Raw genomic sequence first — 18,826 nt, 5'->3', positions numbered from 1 at the left:
TGAGGCGTCCTACTCGAGGACCTCGGCGGCCTCGAGCCACTCGAGCTCGGCCACCTCCCGCTCGCCGTGCAGCTCACCCAACGCGCGGGAGACCTCGGTGAGGCGGTCCGGGTCGCTCGCATGGGTGGTCAGCTCGGCCGTGAGCTCGACCTCGCGGGCCGTGAGCCGGGCGAGGACCTTGTCGAGGCGCGCCACGGCCTTCCTCGCCGCGCGCTCCTCCGCAGATCCGGCCTTGGCCTTCTTCGAGCCGGCACCCGAGCCGCCGCCGGCCGACGCCCCGGTGGTCGCCGTGGTCGCCGTGCTCGATGCCGACGGGCTGACCGTGAGGTGCATCGCCGCGCTGCGCCGCTCGAGGTACTCATCGACCCCCCGCGGCAGCATCGAGATCTGGCCGTCTCCGAGCAGCGCCCACACCGAGTCGGTGACGCGCTCCAGGAAGTACCGGTCGTGGGACACCACGACGAGCGTGCCGGGCCAGCCGTCGAGGAAGTCCTCGAGCACGTTGAGGGTCTCGATGTCGAGGTCGTTGGTGGGCTCGTCGAGGAGCAGCACGTTGGGCTCGGTCAGCAGCAGCCGCAACAACTGGAAGCGGCGCCGCTCGCCACCCGACAGGTCGCCGATCCGGGCCGTCAGCTTGTCGCCGGTGAAGCCGAAGCGCTCCAGCATCGAGGTCGCGGTGATCTCGCCGTCGACCGTCTTGGTGACGCGCCGGATCGATTCGACCGTGGCCAGCACCCGGGACTCCGGGTCATCGAACTCGACGTCCTGGGTCAGGTGCTCCAGGGCCACCGTGCGGCCCCGCTTGACCTTGCCGACCGAGGGCGTGGCCGCACCCGCGATCAGCGACAGCACCGAGGTCTTGCCGGCACCGTTCACGCCGACCAGGCCGACCCGGTCACCGGGACCCAGGCGCCAGGTGGCCTGCTTCAGCAGCGTGCGCTCACCACGGACGAAGTCGACGTCCTCGAGGTCGACGACATCCTTGCCGAGCCGCTGCGTCGCGAACTTCTGCAGCTCGAGCCGGTCGCGCGGCGGCGGCACGTCCTCGATCAGGGCGTTGGCGGCATCGATGCGGAACTTCGGCTTGGCGGTCCGGGCCGGAGCTCCGCGACGCAACCAGGCGAGCTCCTTCTTGACGAGGTTCTGGCGACGCTGCTCGGAGACACCGGCCTGGCGCTGCCGCTCGGCCTTGGCCAGCACGAAGGCGGCGTACCCGCCGTCGTACAGGTCGACGACACCGTCGTGGACCTCCCACGTCTGCTGGCAGACCGCGTCGAGGAACCAGCGGTCGTGGGTGACGACGACCAGCGCGGAGGACCGGCCGGCCATGTGGGCGGCCAGCCAGGCCACCGCTTCGACGTCGAGGTGGTTGGTGGGCTCGTCGAGGATGATCAGGTCGTGGTCGCCGAGCAACAGGCCGGCCAGGGCACACCGACGGCGCTCACCACCGGACAGGCCCGCGATGGTCCGGTCCAGCTCGACACCCGCCAGCAGGACCTCGACGATCTCGCGCGAGCGTCCGTCGGCCGCCCATTCGTGGTCGGCCATGCCGCCGAGGACCACCTCACGCACCGTGTGGGAGTCCTCGAAGTCGTCGCGCTGGGTCAGGACCCCGACGAGCAGTCCGCGCTGGCGCGAGACCCGACCGGCGTCGGGCTCCTCGGTGCCGGTCATCAGGCGCAGCAGCGTCGTCTTGCCGTCACCGTTGCGTCCGACGATGCCGATCCGCTCACCGGCCCCGATGCCGAGGGAGACCTCGGTCAGGAGCGGGCGGACGCCGTACGACTTCGAGACCCGCTCCAGGTTGAGCAGGCTGGTCGGTTCAGGCATAGGTCACCACGTGCGCGCCGGCCACCGGGCCGGGAGCGATCGTGCATCGGAATCCGCGTTCGCGCAGGTCGGCCACAGCCACCCGAGCCTCCTCGACATCTTCATGGAGCATGAGCAGGGTGGGCCCCGATCCGGAGAGCAGCACTCCGTCGGGGGCGAGCAACCGGAGCTGGTCCTCGACGTCGACCAGGTCAGGTCGCAGGTCGCGGGCAGCCGGCCACAGGTCGTTGGCCAGCAACGCACCGACCTCGTCGGTGTAGCCGTCGGCAAGGGCAGCGACCAGGGCCTGCGGCACCGGCGGCTCGGCCGCGGCGTCCGGGGTGACCTGGTCGAAGTGCTGGTAGACGGCCGGGGTGGACAGGCCCTCGTCGGAGAGCACGACCACCCACCAGACCGAGGTGTTGTCGGCGATCGGCGTGACGACCTCGCCGCGACCGGTGCCGAGCGCGGTGCCACCGACGAGTGCGAAGGGGACGTCGCTGCCGAGCTCGCCGGCGATCCGGAGCAGGTCCTCGTCCGAGGTCTGCAGGTCCCACAGCCGGTCCAGCGCGAGCAGGGTGGCGGCCGCGTCGGCGGAACCGCCGGCCATCCCACCCATCACCGGGATGCCCTTGGCGATGGTGATCCGGGCGGCGAGGTCCAGGCCGTGGTGGGCAACGAGCGCCCGGCCGGCGCGGATCGCGATGTTCTCCTCGTCCAGCGGGACGCCGTCGATGGGAGCAGTGAGTCCCACCGACCACGCCGGGGCGTCGGTGACCGTGACGTCGTCGTACAGGCCGACGGCCTGGTAGATCGTCGCCAGCGGATGCATCCCGTCGGGGCGGCGAGCGCCGACGCCGAGGTGCAGGTTGATCTTGGCGGGCGCGCGCACGGTGACGCGCTGGGTCGGCTCGACCCTCGCCTCACTCATGGCCGGCCCCCTGCTCCTGGAGCGCGATCGTCAACGCGACGAACTCGTCGATGCCCAGCGCCTCACCACGGGTCAGCGGGTCCAGCCCGATGGAGCGCAGGGCCGCCTCGGCCTGCTCGGGACCGCCGGCGATGCCGCGCAGCACGCCGCGCAGGCCCTTGCGTCGCTGGGAGAAGGCGGTGTCGATGACCGTGAAGACCTGCTCGCGGGTGACCCGGTCCGTCGGCGGCTCGCGCCGCTTCCAGGCCACCAGCCCGGAATCGACGTTGGGCGCTGGCCAGAAGACGTTGCGACCGATCGAGCCCGCCCGCCGGACCTCTGCGAACCACGCGGCCTTGGCCGACGGCACGCCGTACGTCTTCGAGCCCGGGGGTGCGGCCAGCCGGTCGGCGACCTCGGCCTGGACCATCACGAGCCCGTGCTCGAGCGAGGGCAGCAGTGCCATCAGGTGCAGCAGCACGGGCACCGACACGTTGTAGGGGAGGTTGGCGACGAGTGCCTGCGGCGGCGGACCGGGCAGCTCGGCGACGCTCATGGCGTCGGCCAGCACCACCCGGAGGCGGTCGGCGTGGTCGGGCGCGAAGGCTGCGACCGTCGCGGGGAGCTCGTCCGCGAGGACGCGGTCGATCTCGACGGCGGTGACGCTGGCGCCGACCTCCAGCAGGGCCAGGGTCAGCGACCCGAGCCCGGGACCGACCTCGACGACGACCTCGCCGTCCACGACGCCGGACTCGCGCACGATGCGGCGCACGGTGTTGGCGTCGATGACGAAGTTCTGGCCGCGCTGCTTGGTCGGGCGCAGGTCCAGCCGGGCTGCCAGCTCCCGGATCTCCGACGGACCCAGCAGACGCGGGGCGGAGGTGTCGGGCATGCAGTCAGGCTATCGGCACGGCAGTGCAGGGACCGCTTCGCAGCGGTCCCTGCAGCCGTGATCGATGAGGTGCGATCAGCGGGGAAGGCCGAGGACCGAGGCGCAGTGCGGCCAGGCGCCGTAGCCGCCCGAGGCGTTGCGGACCTTGGTGGCGATGGCGATCTGGGTCTCGCGGGAGGCCTGGTGGGGCATGCCCGGTCCGCCGTTGCCGCGCCAGGTGCCGAGGCTGAACTGGAGACCGCCGTAGTAGCCGTTGCCGGTGTTGATGGCCCAGTTGCCGCCGGACTCGCACTGGGCGAGGCGGTCCCACACGGAGTTGCCGCCGGCGAAGTTGGCGGCCGGCTCCTTGGTGCCGACCCGCACGACCTCGGTGGTCGGCTTCTTCGTGACGTCCTGGGTCAGCACGACCCGGTCGACGACCTTGCCGTTGCGCACGATCACCTTGTAGGTCACGTCGCGCACACCATCGGCGCCGTCGGTGACGACGGTGCGCTCGCCCTCGAACATCGAGTCGTCCTCGACCTCCTTGACGGGGGCCCTGACGACCTCGCCGTCGACGACGCGCTTGCGGACCGCCATGTCGGTGAAGACGATGCGGGCGCCGTCAGCAACCTCGGTGCTGCGACCGGGGCGGACCTTGTCGTACTCGTCGAGCTCGACCCCGACCTCGGCCAGGGCGTCCTGGACGGTCAGTGCCGCGACCTCACGCTTGACGGCCTTCTTGCCCGCGAGGGCGAAGACGATCGTCTTGGGCGTGACGACCTCGATCTCGGTGCCGCCACGGCTGATCGTCATGCTGCGGCTGGTGGAGAGCCGGCTGTCGGCGTACAGGAAGCCGATCTGCGAGAGCGCGCCCTGCACGCTCGTCGCGGTCACCCAGTGCGTGCTGGTCTCGCCGTCGACGGTCAGCTCGATCGGGCGACTGAACCGCACCGCGATCCTGTCGCCTCCCTCGATCGTCTCCTCGACGCCGGGCTGGACGACGTCCCGGTCACCGAGCTCGATCCCCTCGGCCTGCAGGACGTCCTCGACGGTGTCACCGAAGACGCTGACCGTGCGGTCCTTGCCGTCGACCGACAGGGTGACCTCGGTGCTGAGCGAGGAGTAGCCGTAGGTCACCGTGGACACGGCGACGAGGACTCCGACGATCGTCGCCACGAGGGCGACGCGACTCTGGGCCAGCTGCTGGACGAGCGCCTTCAGGCGCCGGGCAAGGGTGGGGTGCGCAAGTCGCACGATTCTCCGAACGTCGTACTGTCCGGGCCTCGGCCGACCAGTTCGACCCGGACCCTGCTCCACTGCTGAAGCGTGGTCCGGACCCCGTGGGAACTGGTCGAGATGATGCTTCCGATCCCGGCCGTCACCTCCACCAGAACAAGCGCACCCACCGAAAAGCAACTCGTCGGGACCTTGTCCCGGGTCGGCCCCCGCCTGCGACGTGACCTGTTTCACGCCGTGGTGCTAGCTCTTGTTAGCACTCTCCGGATGCCAGGAGCCGCCGAAGGCCACCTCGGTGTTGGCGTCGATCGCGGCGCAGAGGACCTCGAGGTCCTCGCCCCGGACCGCTGCCATCGCGCGCACCGTGAGCGGGATGAGGTACGACGCGTTGGTACGTCCGCGATGGGGCGATGGGGTGAGGTACGGCGCGTCGGTCTCGACCAGGATCCGGTCCAGCGGCGCGATCCGGAGCGCCTCGCGCAGCGGCTCGGCGTTCTTGAAGGTCACCGTGCCGGCGAAGGACAGGTGCGCGCCGCGGTCCAGGCAGGCCCGGGCGAAGTCGGCGTCACCGGAGAAGCAGTGCATCACCCACCGGTCCGGTGCTCCCTCCGCGTCGAGGACCTCGAGGATCTCTGCATGGGTGTCCCGGTCGTGGATGACCAGGGTCCGGTCGCGCCGGCGGGCGATGTCGATGTGGCGCCGGAACGACTCGACCTGGACGGCCCGTCCCTCCTCGCCGGTGCGGAAGGCGTCGAGTCCGGTCTCCCCCACGGCACGCACCTTGTCGTGCGCGCCGGCCAGCAGGTCGATCTCGTCCCAGGCGGCTTCGAGCGCCGCCCGTCCGCCGCGCTCGAGGATCCGGGGCGCCTCGTTGGGGTGCAGCGCCACGCCGGCGACGAGCTCGGGGTGCGCGGCAGCCGCCTCGACCGCCCACCGGGCGCCGGGCAGGTCGCAGCCGATCTGGACGATCCGGGTCACGCCGACCGAGGCTGCCGTGGCGATCGCCTCGCCGACGGCCCACGGCTCGCCGTCCCGGCCGATGTCGAGGTGGCAGTGGTTGTCGACGACGGGGTGCGGCAGCGGCTCGGGCACGGGCGGCCGCTCGGTCCTCTGCTCACTCATCGACGTGCACCACCTGGTAGACCTCCCGCTTCGGGATCCCTGCCTGTACGGCGACGGCGGCGATCGCGTCCTTGCGCCTCATGCCGGACTCCTCGAGTCCCGCCACCGCCGCGCGCAGGCTGTCCGGGTCGTTCTGGACGGCCGTTCCCGGCGTCGCTCCCGACACGACGACCGTGACCTCGCCCCGGATGCCCTCGGCAGCCCAGTCGACGAGCTCGGCGAGCGGACCACGGCGTACCTCTTCGTAGGTCTTGGTCAGCTCGCGGCAGACCGCGGCGGCGCGGTCGGGACCGAAGGCGTCCCGCATCGCGGCCAGCGCAGTCGCAGTGCGGTGCGGTGCCTCGAAGAAGACCATCGTGCGCTGCTCGGCGGCAAGGTCGGCCAGCCGACGGGACCGCTCCCCCGCCTTGCGGGGCAGGAACCCTTCGAAGCAGAAGCGGTCGACGGGCAGGCCCGACACGGCGAGGGCGGTCAGCACCGCCGACGGCCCGGGGACCGCCGTGACGCGGATGCCGGCCTCGACGGCGGCGGCCACGAGTCGGTAGCCGGGGTCCGAGACGCTCGGCATCCCGGCATCGGTGACGAGCACGACGCGCTCCCCCGCGAGCAGCGCCTCGACGAGCGTCGGGGTGCGCGCGGCCTCGTTGCCCTCGAAGTAGGAGACGACCCGACCGCTCAGCTCGATGCCGAGGTCGCTCGTCAGGCGCCGGAGTCGCCGCGTGTCCTCGGCGGCCACGACGTCGGCGCCGGCCAGCTCCGCAGCGAGTCGCGGCGGCGCGTCGCCGACCTGGCCGATCGGCGTACCTGCCAGCACGAGGACTCCAGTCACCCGACCATCCTCGCAGCCACCCGGCTCCGCGTAGGCTTCCCCACCGTGACCGTCGTCGACCGGGAGACGCCCAGGACCTCAGGCCCCAGCAGCCTGACGACCCTGTCCACGACGGCCGACGGCCGCCGGGTGCCGCACGCGATCGACCGGGCCCTGGGCCCGCTCCGTCGCCTGCGAGGCCACCAGCGCCTCGTCGGCTGGCTGGGCCCGATCGCGATCACGCTGCTGGCGTTCGGCCTGCGGGTGATCGACCTCGACAACCCGAAGCGCTTCGCCTTCGACGAGACGTACTACGCCAAGGACGCCTGGTCGCTGCTCAACAACGGCTTCATCCAGACGTACCTGAAGGACGCCGACGGCAATCCCAAGAACGAGATCAACGACGACATCCTCGCCGGGCACACGCAGGGCGTCTGGACCGGAGACCCGTCCCTGGCCGTGCACCCCGACGTCGGCAAGTGGCTGATCGCGCTCGGCGAGAAGGCGTTCGGCATGGACCCGTTCGGCTGGCGGATCGCCTCCGCGGTCGCCGGTGCCCTCATGGTGCTGGTGATGTGCCGGCTGGTGCGGCGGATGACCGGCTCGACGATGCTCGGCTGCGTCGCCGGCGTCCTGCTGATGCTCGACGGACTCCACTTCGTGCTCTCCCGCCTGGCGCTGCTCGACATCTTCCTGGCGCTCTTCCTGCTCTGCGGCGTCGCCTGCATCGTCGCCGACCGCGACTGGCTGCGCGGACGGCTCGCGAAACGCGCCCTCCGCGCCGAGGACGGCACCCTGCAGGGCTGGGGCGGGCGCGTCCTGTTCCGTCCGTGGCTGCTCGCCGGCGGGATCTGCTTCGGCCTCGCGATCGGGACCAAGTGGACGGCCCTCTACCCCCTCGCCGCGTTCGGCGTCCTGTGCTGGCTCTGGAGCGCCGGGGCACGCCGCTCGCTCGGGATCCGCTGGGCGGTCCTCAAGGGCGCCGTCGCGGACGGCCTGCCCGCCTTCGTCCACCTCGTCGTGATCGGCGGTCTGGTCTACGTGGCGACCTGGACGGGCTGGCTGCTGCACGCCAACGAGTACGAGGACGAGCTCAGCTCGACGCAGTACCGCCAGTACACCGGCCAGGGCCAGTGCGCGAAGGACGACGACTCCTACCAGGCGACCGATCTCGACGACTCGAAGAAGTGGCCGACGGCCGACGAGAAGGACGCCACGGGCATCGGGGAGGCGTGGCAGTCACTGCGCTCGCTCTGGTACTACCACCAGGACGTCTACACGTTCCACACGCACTTCCTGAACTGCTCGGAACACTTCTACGAGTCCAAGCCGTCGAGCTGGCTGCTCGTGAACCGCCCGGTCGGCGTCGCGGTCACCAACGACATCTCGCCGGACGCGAAGGGCTGCGACGCGCCCGCTGACAGCGACTGCATCAAGCAGGTCGTGCTGATGCCGACGCCGGTGCTCTGGTGGGGCGGCATCATCGCCCTGCTCTTCTCGGTGGTGATGTGGATCGGCGCCCGGGACTGGAGGTACGGCGTCGCCGTCGTCGGCACGCTCTCCACCTGGCTGCCCTGGATGTTGTACGACGAACGGCCGATCTTCATCTTCTACGGCATCGCCATCCTGCCGTTCCTCGTGCTCGCCGTGACCCTGTCCATCGGCCACCTGATCGGGCCGTCCCGGCTGCCGTCGGCGCGACGGACGACCGGTGTGATCGTGGGCGGCGCCTTCGTGGTGCTGACCCTGGTGAACTTCGCGTGGTTCTGGCCGATCTTCACCAACCAGATGCTCACCCACAGCGAGTGGCTCGACCGCATCTGGTTCTCCCGCTGGGTGTAGCGCTCGTGCGCGCGACGCGTCAGTGGTCGCGGAGCGCCTTGATCAACCGATCCTTCTTCATGTAGGAGCGTCCCTCGATGTCGAGCTCGCTCGCCCGCTTGCGCAGGTCCTTGACGGTCCACTCGTCGTAGGGCTCGGACTCGCCTCCGCGCCGCGCCACGGTGGAGGCGCCCTCGGACTTCATCGCGTTGGAGATCCGGGCGGCCTTCTCCTTGCTCGCGCCGTCGTCGCGCAGCGCCTCGTAGACGTCGGGGTTCGTGATGCCGTGGCCGTGCTGCTTGGCGGGCATGTCTTCCTCCTCGGTTGACCGGGTGCTTTGTCCATCGCTACCCGCGCAGCGGGAGGAAAGACGCCCCCGCTCCGATCCGCACCCGCCCCGCGGCGCAGTCGATCTCGACCTCTGGGCCGAGCTCCACCACCCGAGCGTGTCGATGCATCCACCTCACGACAGCGGCGATGAGCGCCGGGCCCAGGTCGCTGGTGCGGTCGTAGCCGAGCAGTGCGCCGGAGCGGCCCGGGCCGACGACGAGCGCGGCAACGCGGTGCTCACCACTCTCGCCCGGCCGCCCTGAGATCCGCACGTCCAGCACCACCGACTTCCGGTGCAGTCCGGGCCCGGCGGCCGGCGTACCCAGGAGTTCGCCCAGTCGCCACCGGTCGCCGGCCGCAGCCCGGTCGGCGGACAGCCGGCGGAGGCTGCCCCGTCCGTCGCCCGAGAGCCTCACCTCGCTCGTCAGCGACGCGATGCGGTCGATGTCGACGACCAGCGGACGTCCCCGGTCCTCGGCGGCCGGGCGCAGCTCGACGTGCAGCCGGGTCAGGCGGTGACCGACCCGACGGCCCAGGCGCGGCAGGACGGCGGGCATTCCCACCAGCAGGCCGCTCGGCCGGATCGATCCGTCGGGATCGACGCGGAGCTCGACGTCGTCGACCTTCGCGAGGAGCCGACCTTCCTCGTCGACGATCTGCCTGTCCAGCAGGTGCAGCGCGGCGTCGTAGGTCATCAGCCCTGTCCCATCGAGGTGATCACGAGCAGCGGGATCGCGGCGAGCGAGGCGAGGACGATGATGACGAGGTAGGCGACGCCGAGAACGTTGGCCAGCCGCCCGTTGCGGTGCTCCCCGACGTAGTCCGGGTCGTTCGCGACGACCAGGATCGGGAAGTAGGTCAGCGGCAGGGCGATCGCGGAGAAGACGACGGAGATCTCGGTGACCATGATCGGATCGACACCGGTGAGCAGCACTCCGGCGGCGAGCACGGTCGCGACCAGCAGGACGACGTGGAACGCGGCGGCATCGCGGACCCGGACGTACTTGCCCCACTGGAAGCCGGCGTACTGCGCGAGGCTGTAGCCCACGGACAGTCCGGTCTCGCAGGCAGCACCGAAGGTCGCAGCGAAGAAGCCGAGGACGACGACGGCCAGCCCGATCTTGCCCAGGGCGACGCCGACCGGCAGCCCCACCTGGCCGAGGGTCTCGACCGTGATGCCCTGCGGCAGGAACACCACGGCGGCACACCCGGCGATCGCGATCGACAGCAGCCCACCGAGCGGGAACCCGATGAACACGTTGGCCCGCATCACGCCGATGTCCTTGTGGGTCCAGCGTTCCTCGACCCCGCCGCTGGAGAAGAAGAACACCTCGTACGGCGTCATGGCGGCTCCGAACAGGGCCACCCCGAAGTAGGCGTAGGTGAGCCAGCTCTCCGCTCCGGGCTTCTCCGCCGGGGAGAGCTGGGCCACCAGGTCGCCCCAGTCCGGTCCGAGCTGCCACAGCGCGACCGCGAAGCCGATCAGGCTCAGGCCGAGCAGCCCGAGCACGTTCTCGATCGAGGAGAACCGTGCGCGCCAGAGAACGATCCAGACAGCGGCCGCGACGAAGGGCACCAGCAGCACGTGGTGCACCGAGCTGACCAGCTGCAGCGCGAGCGCGACACCGCCGATCTCCGCGATGAAGGTCAGGAAGGTCACCAGCATCGAGCCGACCAGGTTGAGGAAACCCATCCGTGGTCCGAGCCGCTCGCGCACCAGGTCGAAGGTCGCCCGGTGGCTCACCGCCGCGATCCGTCCGGACATCTCGGCGAACACACAGATGCCGACGACGCCGACGACCACCACCCACACCAGCGACCAGCCGAACCGGGCGCCCACCTGGGCGTTGGTCACCAGGTCGCCGATGTCGACGAAGCCGCCGATGGCGGTGAGCACGCCGAGCAGGACGGCGAAGTAGCGCTTCACCGCTCACCCGCCGTCCGTCGCGCGGTCGAGCTCGGCCGCCACCTCGTCGAGAGCGCCCAGCGTCGCGTCGTCGTCGAGCTCTCCCTCGACGGCGGACGCGCGCGCGTCGCTCACAGCCGATGCCGCGGACTCCAGCACGGCCAGCACCTCCTCGGCCCGCTCGGAGCGGCCCGTCGGCACCTGGAGGCGGGCCAGGTCGTCCTCGACGGTGGCCATGGCCTCCTCGGCCTGGGCGAGCACCACCACGGCGTACGACGACCAGGTGCGCTCGCGCGCAGCCGTGTCGAGCGCGAGCCTGGAGGTGGCCACCTCGCTCGATGCGTCGGTGAGGGCCTGGTCGGCCCTGGTGTCCCAGTCAGTGGCGTCGGGCCGGTCCACCACCGAGCAGCTGGTCCCCGCCGAGGCGAGGACCAGCCCGACCGCGACGACGGTCCTGCGCCAGGGCACTTCCCATTCCACCGCTCACGATCCCTTCCCGAGGAAGGGGACCGCGGCCCACACGGTGAGGGAGGCCAGCGCGACCGCCGCCGCGGCGATCATGGCCGACGCACCGCCGCTCACGACGTCGAAGACGAGGAAGACGACGGCTGTCGAGACCAGGCACATCCCCACCAGCCCGGCGATGCAACACAGGTGTGCCGCGGACACCAGCCAGTCGCGCTCCCCCTGCCGGAACAGGGCCCGGTGGTAGCTGACCGGCGCAACGATGACCAGCGTCGTCAGGACCGACAGCACCAGGATCCCGAGGTAGACGTCGTGCTGGGTGCCGGTCAGCTCCTCGAAGCGCTGGGTGAACGGCACCGTCAGCAGGAACCCGGTGAGGATCTGGACGCCCGTCTGCATGACACGCAGCTCCTGGAGGAGCTCGGCCAGGTTGCGGTTGAGCTGCTCCGGCGGGCGCGATCCTTCACTTCGGGCGGGGGAGGTCACGCCCGGTCCTCCTCCTGGTCCTCGAGGTGGGGGTAGGCGTCGTCCTCGTCGTCCTGGACGTCGATGGATCCCGCGTCGTCCTGCTCGTCGACCACGGCTTCGACGTCGCCATCGGGGACGTGGTACTCCTCGGCGCTCGGCTCCTCCTCGACCACGACAGGTTCCTCCGGGTCCGGAGTCACTGCTCCACCTCCCGGTCGAGGTCCTCGTTGCCGGTTCGCGCGTTGGGCCCCGCAGCACCCTCCTGGATGCCTGCGCCGCCCTCGTCGTCGTCGAGCGGATAGCCCGCGACGGCGTCCTCGGGGAACACGACTCCGGCGTCCTCGAGGTTGCCGACCTCGGACCGCTGGCCGCCCTCGTCAGCGTGACGGGTCTCGTCCTGCTCGTCCGGTCCGGTCTTCCCGTTCTCCTCGGTCATGGAGGAGTGGTACCCCCGCCCCGGGGCGGCATCCGTCAGAAGACGGGTTTGCCTCCCGTGACCCCGAGAACGGTGCCCGAGACGTACGACGCGTCCGCCGGCGAAGCGAGGAAGACGAACGCGGGTGCCACCTCGGCGGGCTGTCCCGCTCGGCCCAACGGCGTGTCGGCACCGAACACCTCGATCTTCTCCGTCTCCTGCGTGGCGGGCTGCAGCGGCGTCCAGATCGGGCCGGGTGCGACGGCGTTGACCCGGATGCCGTCAGGCCCCAGGGAGGCGGCGAGGTTGACGGTCAGGTTGTTCACCGCGGCCTTGGTGGCGGCGTAGTCGAGCAGGGTGGTGGACGGCTCGAACGCCTGGATCGAGGCGTTGTTGATGATGCAGCCGGGCCGCTTGCGCAGGTGCGGCGCAGCAGCCCGCACGAGCCACAGGACCGAGTAGAGGTTGGTCTTGAAGGTCCGGTCGATCCGGTCGTCGCTCAGGTCGTCCACGGCATGGTCCCGGGCCATCTGGTAGCCGGCGTTGTTGACCAGCACGTCGAGGGATCCGAGCTCCTCCACGGTGCGCCGGACCGCTTGGTCGCAGGCCGCGCTCTCAGTCAGGTCGAGCGCGAGTGCCAGCACCCTGCGGCCCTCGGCCTCGACCAGCGCCACGGTGGCGTCGGCATCGGGCTGCTCCTCGGGGAGGTGGGTGAAGGCGACGTCGGCGCCCTCACGGGCGAACGCGATCGCCACCGCCCGCCCGATCCCGGAGTCGCCGCCGGTGATGAGCGCGACCTGCCCCTCGAGGCGGCCGTGCCCGACGTAGCTCTGCTCCCCGTGGTCCGGAACCGGGTCCATCTCCCCCGTGAGCCCCGGCGGAGTCTGCTGCTGGGCTGGGAACTGGATGTCGTCACTCATCCACCCCGGATACCCGGATGGGCTCCGGCGATCCGGGTAGAACCCGGGCGCTCGGCTCAGCGAGCGCGGTGCGCAGTGAGGTCGTCGAGCAGTGCGTCAAGCAGTCGGCGCAGCCCCGGGTGGCTCACGTGACCCTCCCGGGCCACCTGGATCAGGCGATCGGCGACCTCACGCACCTTCACGTTGCGGTTGCGCGACCACCACTTCAGCATCGCGAAGGCCGCATCGGGGTCGAGCCCGTAGCCGAGCATCAGGATGCCCTTGGCCTGCTCGATGGTGTCGCGGGCCTGCGCAGAGGCGGCGACCGCGGCGTCGGCTGCCGCGCTGCTCTCGGCCTCCATCTCCGGAGTGAGGTCGAGGTAGTAGCCGACCAACCGGTAGACGGGCCCGGACCGGTCCTCGCCGTCGTACTCGCCCTCGCCGACCAGGACCACCCGGCGCACGTCACTGCCGACCACGATGCGGTAGTAGATGTTGAACGGCGTGCCGTCCTGGATCGCAGCCTCGAACGTCTGCTCGACGAGCTCGCGGTCCTGCTCGTGCTTGTGACTCATGATCAGCTCGGTCGTGAGCTCGACCTCGCCCGGCTGGTAGCCGTGGATGGCGTAGACGTCGTCGTCCCACTCCCAGGTGCCCTCGGCGATGTTGAACACGAAGCGACCCGTCTGTCGCCCGACCCCGGGATCGACCAGCGGCGCGATCGTCATCGCATCGGCACTCACCACGACTTGTTCCACTGGACCTCCAACCTCTCAGCACTCGATGACGGCCCCCCGGGTCCCGCCCGTATGCCGGCAGCGGGCCACGGGTACCACGACACCACCGGAGGAGGTCGCCATGGGTGAACCGGCCAACTGCGAGGACAACTATTCCGAACCCCCCACACAGTGCACAACACCGGCTTCAATTCGGCTGCTCCGGCGCCTCCGCCGCGCCGCGGTCCGGATCGTGCTCGGCAAGCTCTGGGAAGGATCACGTTGATGCGACTACCCGAACCCTGCGGCCCCCTGAGCGAGGGCGTCGTGCGGGCACTCGTCGCCCAGCCCGACGGCCCGCACGCGGTGAGCGAGACCCGAGCGATGGGCGACGTGTCGGATCCCCTCACCGACCGCGACCTCCAGCTCGCCCTGTGGACCCTGTACGAGCTGCACTACCGCGGGTTCGACGGCGTGCCCCCCGAAGCCGAGTGGGACCCGCTGCTCATCGTGAGCCGGGCAGCCCTCGAGCGGACCTTCGAGCACGCGGTGCGCCAGCTGGTCGCCGACAGCCCGCCCGCCGACGAGCTCGGGCATCTCGGCGATCGGCCCTCGGACCGCGTCACCGCCGCGCTCACCCGGATGACGGTCGGATCGGGCCCCTCGGAGGTCGCGAAGTTCCTCCACCGCCGCGCCACCCGCGAGGAGTTCTGCGGCTACCTCGGGCAGCGCGCGGTCCATCACCTCCGCGAGTCCGACCCCTACAGCTTCGTGCTGCCGCGCATCGGCGACGCCGCCAAGGTCGCCCTCGCCGAGCTGCAGTACGACGAGTACGGCGGCGGGCGCCCCGACCGACTGCACCAGGAGCTGTTCGCGCGGGCGCTGCGGTCCCTGGACATGTCGACCGACCTGACGTCGTACGTCGACGAGGCGGAGGGCGCGACGCTGGCCTCGGTCAACCTGCTGTCGCTGTTCGCGCTCAACCGTCGTCTGCGCGGCGCGGCAATGGGCCACCTGGCGGCGTTCGAGGCCACCAGCTCGCTGCCCTGCGAGCGGATCCTGCGCGGAGCCCAGCGACTCGAGCTGCCCCCGGAGGTCGGTGACTACTACGAGGAGCACGTCGTCGCGGACGCCGTGCACGAGCAGCTGGCGATCCGCTCCATCTGTGGCGCGCTGGTGGACGCCGAGCCCGACCTGGCCGACGACGTCCTCTTCGGCGCCACAGCCTGCCTCGCGGTCGACGGGCTCGCCGGCGAGGTCCTCCTCGACGGCTGGAGGTCGCGCCGGACCCCGTCGCGGGGTCGCGACGTCAGGGCTGCCGGGTGAGCGCCCGTCGGGTCAGCGTCACCGAATGTCCCGGCGGCCCGCTGCTGGTCCGCGGCGCCGACGAGATCGAGGGCCCTGACGGGACGATCACCGCGACCGATCGCAGTGTCGTGGCGCTGTGCCGTTGCGGCAGGTCCGACCGGCTGCCGTGGTGCGACGCGAGCCACCGCGACCGCAAGCGCCGTTCGAAGAACCGAAGGACCGAAGGGGACGGCGAGGACCGCGCCCCGGAGGCGACCTGAGATGCGAGCAGTGACCTGGCACGGCCAGGGATCGGTCGCCGTGGAAGAGGTGCCCGACCCCCGCCTGCTCCTGCCCGACGACGCCATCGTCAAGGTCACCTCCAGCGGACTCTGCGGGACCGACCTCCACCTGTACGGCCCCCTCGCGCCGTACATGGAGGTCGGCGACGTGATCGGCCACGAGCCCATCGGACTCGTCGAGGAGGTCGGACCGGCCGTGACGTCACTGCAGGTCGGCGACAGGGTGGTCGTGCCCTCGACCGTCAGCTGCGGTGCGTGCTGGATGTGCGAACAGGGCCTCCAGAGCCAGTGCGAGACGACGCAGAACCACGAGCACGGCACCGGAGCGAGCGTGTTCGGCCACAGCAAGCTCTACGGCCAGGTGCCCGGTGCGCAGGCGGAGTACCTCCGGGTGCCCTTCGCCGACACGCTGCCGATCAAGGTCCCGCACGGGCCGCCGGACGACCGCTTCGTCTTCCTCTCCGACGTGCTGCCAACGGCGTGGCAGGCCGTGGAGTACACCGGCCTACGCGCCGGTCAGACGTTGCTGGTCCTCGGCGCCGGGGCGATCGGGGACATGTGCGCCCGGATCGCGGTCATGCGGGGTCTGCGGGTGCTGGTCACCGACCCCGTTGCGGAGCGACGCGAGCGCGCCGCCCGCAGCGGCGCCATCCCGCTCGAGGACACCGTCGAGGTCTCGGTCCTCACCCAGGTCCTCGAGCTGACCCGGGGGCGCGGGGCTGACGCCGTCATCGACGCCGTCGGCATGGAGGCACGCGCCTCACCCGACTCCGGCGCGACGGTCGTGGGACTGCTCCCCCCTCGGCTGGCCCGTCCCGTCCTGCGCCGCGCCGGTGTCGACCGGCTCGCCGCGCTCCACCTCGCGCTCGACGCAGTGCGGCGCGGCGGCACCGTCTCGGTCGTCGGCATCTACGGCGGCGCGATGGACCCGATGCCGTTGATGGAGATCTTCGACAAGCAGGTCCAGCTGCGGATGGGTCAGGCCAACGTGGGTCGATGGAGCGAGGAGATCCTCGACCTGCTCCTCCAGCCCGACGACCTCCTCGGCGTCGAGTCGTTCGCCACCCATCACCTGCCGCTGGAGGACGCGCCGACGGCGTACCGCTCCTTCAGGGACAAGGAGGACGGCATGGTGAAGGTCCTGTTCCAGCCGTGAACAGGTGGACCGCCCCACGGGGGATGGGTGGGCGGTCCACCTTGGTCACGGGCTCCTCAGGCAGCGTGCGACGTCGGGTCCTCGCCGATCGAACGACGCAGGTCGGTGAAGATCCGCTGGAGCAGGCGCGACACCTGGACCTGGGTGACTCCCAGCTCGTCGGCGATCTCCTGCTGCGTGAACTGCTCGTAGAAGCGCATCCGCAGGATCTTGCGATCGCGTGCCTTCAGCCCACGGCACGCGGGACCGAGCATCGCGACGGCCTCGCTCTGCTCGAAGCCGGGGTCGATCGTGGGCAGGAGCTCGCTGCGCGGGCTCCCGTCAGCGACGACGGGCTCGTCGAGGGAGGCACCATGGGCGAGGTCGCCGCACGACATGGCCTCCTCGACCTCCTCGATGGGCGCCTCCAGCTCCACCGCGAGCTCGGCCGCGCTGGCCGGGCGACCGAGTCGCTGGGACAGGTCCTCCTCGGCCGCGACCAGGCGCGGGCGGAACTCCTGGATCCGGCGGGGCGGGCGCACCACCCACGCCGCGGAGCGGAAGTGGCGCTTGAGCTCGCCGAGGATGCTCGGCACGGCGAACACCAGGAGGTCGTCACCGCGCTCCGGGTCGAAGGCCTGCACGGCCCGGGTGAGCGCGAGGCAGGCGACCTGCTCGAGCTCGTCCTGGCTCTGACCGCGGTTGCGGTAGCGGGCGGCGAGGGAACGGGCGACCGGGATGTTGATGACGATGACCTCGTCGATCAACACGTCCCGCTCGGGCCCGGTGAGGTGGATGGCCCGGTCGAGCAGCTCCGCAGTGCGGGCTTTCCTCTCGGCCGGCGGGATGGGCGCCGCCTTGATGGTGGCGGTGTGGGTGACAGGGACGGTCTTCTCTTCGGTGACGATGGACACGGAAACTCCCGGGATCGGAAGCGGTGTGGCGGTGGGCTTGGCCACGTGTTCGTCATGCGTCTGTGCTCAAGGTAGCGTGAAGTGATCACCACCGCCACCCCAAGTAGTCACCCGGACTAGTCATTTGTGACCAAGCGCGAGAGGACGGGCCCGGCCATAACGACGGTGGCGCCCAGCGGTTGAACTGGTGTCGGGAACGAACCCGGCACCAAGCGCCGGGAGGCCGTGATGGAGCAGATCGTGGTGGCACTGAGCCCCTTCACCCGGGCCTGCCGCTCGCTGGCCCTCCGCCACGGCGACCTCGACCTCGCGCACGGCCTGGACCAGGGTGAGCACGTGCTGGTCCACGACCCGATCGCCGACGAGCACTTCAGTGCGATCGTCGCCGACGTCTCCTTCGAGCTCACCGAGACGTCGTACCGACTCGAGATCGGTGGCCGGATCACCGCCCAGGAAGCCATCGACTGGAGCGCGCCGGCCCTGGAGGAGGACCACCTCACGACCGGCGACCTCGTCGCCCTGCTGTCCGAGCTGCGCCGCAGCGAGCGCGACATCTCCACGGCCCTGGCCGACCTGCGCGCCCGCTGAACGACCGATCGACCACCCCGGCATGGTCCGTTCGGGCCACCTTTTCAAATCCTCTGGTCGGTCCTGTCCCGTTCGGTGTCCCGGGGCCTCGATTGGGCCGACAATCGAGAGGTGGCTGAGAACCGGATCCGTGTCTACCTCGTCGACGACCATGAGGTCGTGAGACGAGGCGTTGCCAGTCTGCTCGCGACCGACGACTCCATCGAGGTCGTCGGGCAGTCGGGGAGCGCCACCGTCGCGTTGCGCGAGATCATCGCGCTGCGCCCCGACGTCGCGATCCTCGACGCCCACCTGGGCGACGGCACCGGCGTCGACATCTGCCGTGAGATGAGGTCGGTGGACCCGTCCATCAAGGGCCTGATCCTCACGACGTACGACGACCCGGACGCCATCTCCGCGGCGATCCTGGCCGGCGCGTCCGGCTACGTGCTCAAGCGCATCGAGGGCAACTCGCTGCTCAGCGGCATCAAGCTCGTCGCCGGCGGCCACTCGTTGATCGACCCGACGGTCGCGACCCGCGTGGTCGAGCAGATGGAGATGCAGCGCAAGTCGCTCGACGTCATCTGCGAGCTCACCCCGCAGCAGCGCAAGATCTTCTTCCTCATCGCCGAGGGCATGACGAACCGGCAGATCGCCGAGGAGCTCTTCCTCGCCGAGAAGACCGTGAAGAACCACGTCACCGGCCTGCTGTCGCGTCTCGGTCTCCAGCACCGCACCCAGGCGGCCCTGCTCGCCGTACGGCTGCGCGGTGGCGGCGAGTCCACCAGCAGCACCAGCCCGCCGGCCCTGGACCGTCGGGTCAGCTGACACCCACCACGCAC

General features: G+C 70.8%; 22 protein-coding genes. 6 read left to right on the top strand and 16 right to left on the bottom strand.

Annotation, left to right across the window (positions count from 1 at the left end):
• Window positions 1–9 precede the first annotated feature (9 nt).
• From ASE01_RS08100 to rsmI, 6 genes are all read right to left on the bottom strand, one after another.
• A complete protein-coding gene (locus tag ASE01_RS08100; RefSeq protein ID WP_056749663.1) occupies window positions 10–1,830 on the bottom strand; it encodes an ABC-F family ATP-binding cassette domain-containing protein in 1,821 nt (606 codons plus the stop codon).
• Window positions 1,823–2,740 carry a 4-(cytidine 5'-diphospho)-2-C-methyl-D-erythritol kinase gene (locus tag ASE01_RS08095; RefSeq protein WP_056749662.1) on the bottom strand — a complete coding sequence of 306 codons (918 nt, stop codon included), beginning with the start codon at window positions 2,738–2,740 and terminating at the stop codon, window positions 1,823–1,825. Before ASE01_RS08095 ends, ASE01_RS08100 begins: the two co-directional genes overlap by 8 nt.
• On the bottom strand, window positions 2,733–3,611 hold the full coding sequence (gene rsmA / locus ASE01_RS08090) for a 16S rRNA (adenine(1518)-N(6)/adenine(1519)-N(6))-dimethyltransferase RsmA (protein WP_056749661.1): 879 nt from the start codon (window positions 3,609–3,611) through the stop codon (window positions 2,733–2,735). Before rsmA ends, ASE01_RS08095 begins: the two co-directional genes overlap by 8 nt.
• 75 nt (window positions 3,612–3,686) lie before the next feature.
• Window positions 3,687–4,847 carry a transglycosylase family protein gene (locus tag ASE01_RS25235; protein WP_321164120.1) on the bottom strand — a complete coding sequence of 387 codons (1,161 nt, stop codon included), beginning with the start codon at window positions 4,845–4,847 and terminating at the stop codon, window positions 3,687–3,689.
• A 225-nt stretch (window positions 4,848–5,072) separates the two neighbouring features.
• On the bottom strand, window positions 5,073–5,951 hold the full coding sequence (locus ASE01_RS08080) for a TatD family hydrolase (protein ID WP_056749660.1): 879 nt from the start codon (window positions 5,949–5,951) through the stop codon (window positions 5,073–5,075).
• On the bottom strand, window positions 5,944–6,780 hold the full coding sequence (rsmI, locus tag ASE01_RS08075) for a 16S rRNA (cytidine(1402)-2'-O)-methyltransferase (protein ID WP_056749659.1): 837 nt from the start codon (window positions 6,778–6,780) through the stop codon (window positions 5,944–5,946). Before rsmI ends, ASE01_RS08080 begins: the two co-directional genes overlap by 8 nt.
• Before the next feature lie 45 nt (window positions 6,781–6,825).
• Between rsmI and ASE01_RS08070 the strand changes: the two genes are divergently transcribed.
• Window positions 6,826–8,601 carry a dolichyl-phosphate-mannose--protein mannosyltransferase gene (locus tag ASE01_RS08070; RefSeq protein WP_235535913.1) on the top strand — a complete coding sequence of 592 codons (1,776 nt, stop codon included), beginning with the start codon at window positions 6,826–6,828 and terminating at the stop codon, window positions 8,599–8,601.
• 19 nt (window positions 8,602–8,620) lie between these two features.
• Here the strand turns inward: ASE01_RS08070 and ASE01_RS08065 are convergent, their stop codons facing one another.
• The 9 genes from ASE01_RS08065 to ASE01_RS08030 are packed head-to-tail and all read right to left on the bottom strand — an operon-like array spanning window position 8,621 to window position 13,806.
• Window positions 8,621–8,890 carry a hypothetical protein gene (locus tag ASE01_RS08065; protein ID WP_056749658.1) on the bottom strand — a complete coding sequence of 90 codons (270 nt, stop codon included), beginning with the start codon at window positions 8,888–8,890 and terminating at the stop codon, window positions 8,621–8,623.
• 37 nt (window positions 8,891–8,927) lie between these two features.
• Window positions 8,928–9,605 carry a hypothetical protein gene (locus ASE01_RS08060; protein WP_056749657.1) on the bottom strand — a complete coding sequence of 226 codons (678 nt, stop codon included), beginning with the start codon at window positions 9,603–9,605 and terminating at the stop codon, window positions 8,928–8,930.
• On the bottom strand, window positions 9,605–10,837 hold the full coding sequence (locus ASE01_RS08055; protein WP_056749656.1) for an NRAMP family divalent metal transporter: 1,233 nt from the start codon (window positions 10,835–10,837) through the stop codon (window positions 9,605–9,607). The genes ASE01_RS08060 and ASE01_RS08055 overlap by 1 nt, the downstream gene beginning before the upstream one ends.
• Window positions 10,838–10,840: 3 nt before the next feature.
• Window positions 10,841–11,296 carry a hypothetical protein gene (locus ASE01_RS08050; protein WP_157537173.1) on the bottom strand — a complete coding sequence of 152 codons (456 nt, stop codon included), beginning with the start codon at window positions 11,294–11,296 and terminating at the stop codon, window positions 10,841–10,843.
• Between the two features lie 3 nt (window positions 11,297–11,299).
• Complete coding sequence (locus ASE01_RS08045; protein WP_056749654.1) at window positions 11,300–11,767, bottom strand: DUF6328 family protein; 468 nt, start codon at window positions 11,765–11,767, stop codon at window positions 11,300–11,302.
• Window positions 11,764–11,922 carry a hypothetical protein gene (locus ASE01_RS24355; RefSeq protein ID WP_157537171.1) on the bottom strand — a complete coding sequence of 53 codons (159 nt, stop codon included), beginning with the start codon at window positions 11,920–11,922 and terminating at the stop codon, window positions 11,764–11,766. Before ASE01_RS24355 ends, ASE01_RS08045 begins: the two co-directional genes overlap by 4 nt.
• 23 nt (window positions 11,923–11,945) lie before the next feature.
• Entirely contained in the window at window positions 11,946–12,185 is a 240-nt protein-coding gene (locus tag ASE01_RS08040; RefSeq protein ID WP_056749653.1) for a hypothetical protein, read from the bottom strand.
• A gap of 35 nt (window positions 12,186–12,220) precedes the next feature.
• Complete coding sequence (locus ASE01_RS08035; RefSeq protein ID WP_056749652.1) at window positions 12,221–13,084, bottom strand: glucose 1-dehydrogenase; 864 nt, start codon at window positions 13,082–13,084, stop codon at window positions 12,221–12,223.
• Between the two features lie 56 nt (window positions 13,085–13,140).
• The gene (locus tag ASE01_RS08030; protein WP_157537169.1) at window positions 13,141–13,806 is read right to left on the bottom strand and encodes a PAS and ANTAR domain-containing protein; all 666 of its coding nucleotides are present in this window, start codon (window positions 13,804–13,806) and stop codon (window positions 13,141–13,143) included.
• A gap of 258 nt (window positions 13,807–14,064) precedes the next feature.
• On the opposite strand from ASE01_RS08030, the gene ASE01_RS08025 reads away from it, so the two are divergent.
• From ASE01_RS08025 to ASE01_RS08015, 3 genes are read left to right on the top strand one after another with little or no spacing between them, the layout of a single operon-like run.
• Complete coding sequence (locus ASE01_RS08025) at window positions 14,065–15,105, top strand: iron-containing redox enzyme family protein (protein WP_056749650.1); 1,041 nt, start codon at window positions 14,065–14,067, stop codon at window positions 15,103–15,105.
• Window positions 15,102–15,347: a CDGSH iron-sulfur domain-containing protein gene (locus ASE01_RS08020; protein ID WP_056749649.1), complete on the top strand. Its 246-nt coding sequence runs from the start codon at window positions 15,102–15,104 to the stop codon at window positions 15,345–15,347. The genes ASE01_RS08025 and ASE01_RS08020 overlap by 4 nt, the downstream gene beginning before the upstream one ends.
• Window position 15,348: 1 nt before the next feature.
• On the top strand, window positions 15,349–16,524 hold the full coding sequence (locus tag ASE01_RS08015) for an alcohol dehydrogenase catalytic domain-containing protein (RefSeq protein ID WP_056749648.1): 1,176 nt from the start codon (window positions 15,349–15,351) through the stop codon (window positions 16,522–16,524).
• A gap of 56 nt (window positions 16,525–16,580) precedes the next feature.
• Here the strand turns inward: ASE01_RS08015 and ASE01_RS08010 are convergent, their stop codons facing one another.
• Window positions 16,581–17,417: a sigma-70 family RNA polymerase sigma factor gene (locus ASE01_RS08010; protein ID WP_235535912.1), complete on the bottom strand. Its 837-nt coding sequence runs from the start codon at window positions 17,415–17,417 to the stop codon at window positions 16,581–16,583.
• Window positions 17,418–17,645: 228 nt separating this feature from the next.
• Here ASE01_RS08010 and ASE01_RS08005 point away from each other — a divergent pair, with 228 nt between their 5' ends.
• Both ASE01_RS08005 and ASE01_RS08000 read left to right on the top strand, forming a co-directional pair.
• Complete coding sequence (locus tag ASE01_RS08005) at window positions 17,646–18,005, top strand: hypothetical protein (RefSeq protein WP_056749646.1); 360 nt, start codon at window positions 17,646–17,648, stop codon at window positions 18,003–18,005.
• A 111-nt stretch (window positions 18,006–18,116) separates the two neighbouring features.
• Window positions 18,117–18,812 carry a response regulator gene (locus ASE01_RS08000; protein WP_082605908.1) on the top strand — a complete coding sequence of 232 codons (696 nt, stop codon included), beginning with the start codon at window positions 18,117–18,119 and terminating at the stop codon, window positions 18,810–18,812.
• Window positions 18,813–18,826: the final 14 nt, after the last annotated feature.

The sequence above is a fragment of the Nocardioides sp. Root190 genome, from assembly GCF_001428565.1.
Lineage (GTDB): Bacteria > Actinomycetota > Actinomycetes > Propionibacteriales > Nocardioidaceae > Nocardioides.
This window is presented reverse-complemented; position numbering and strand designations above follow the sequence as displayed.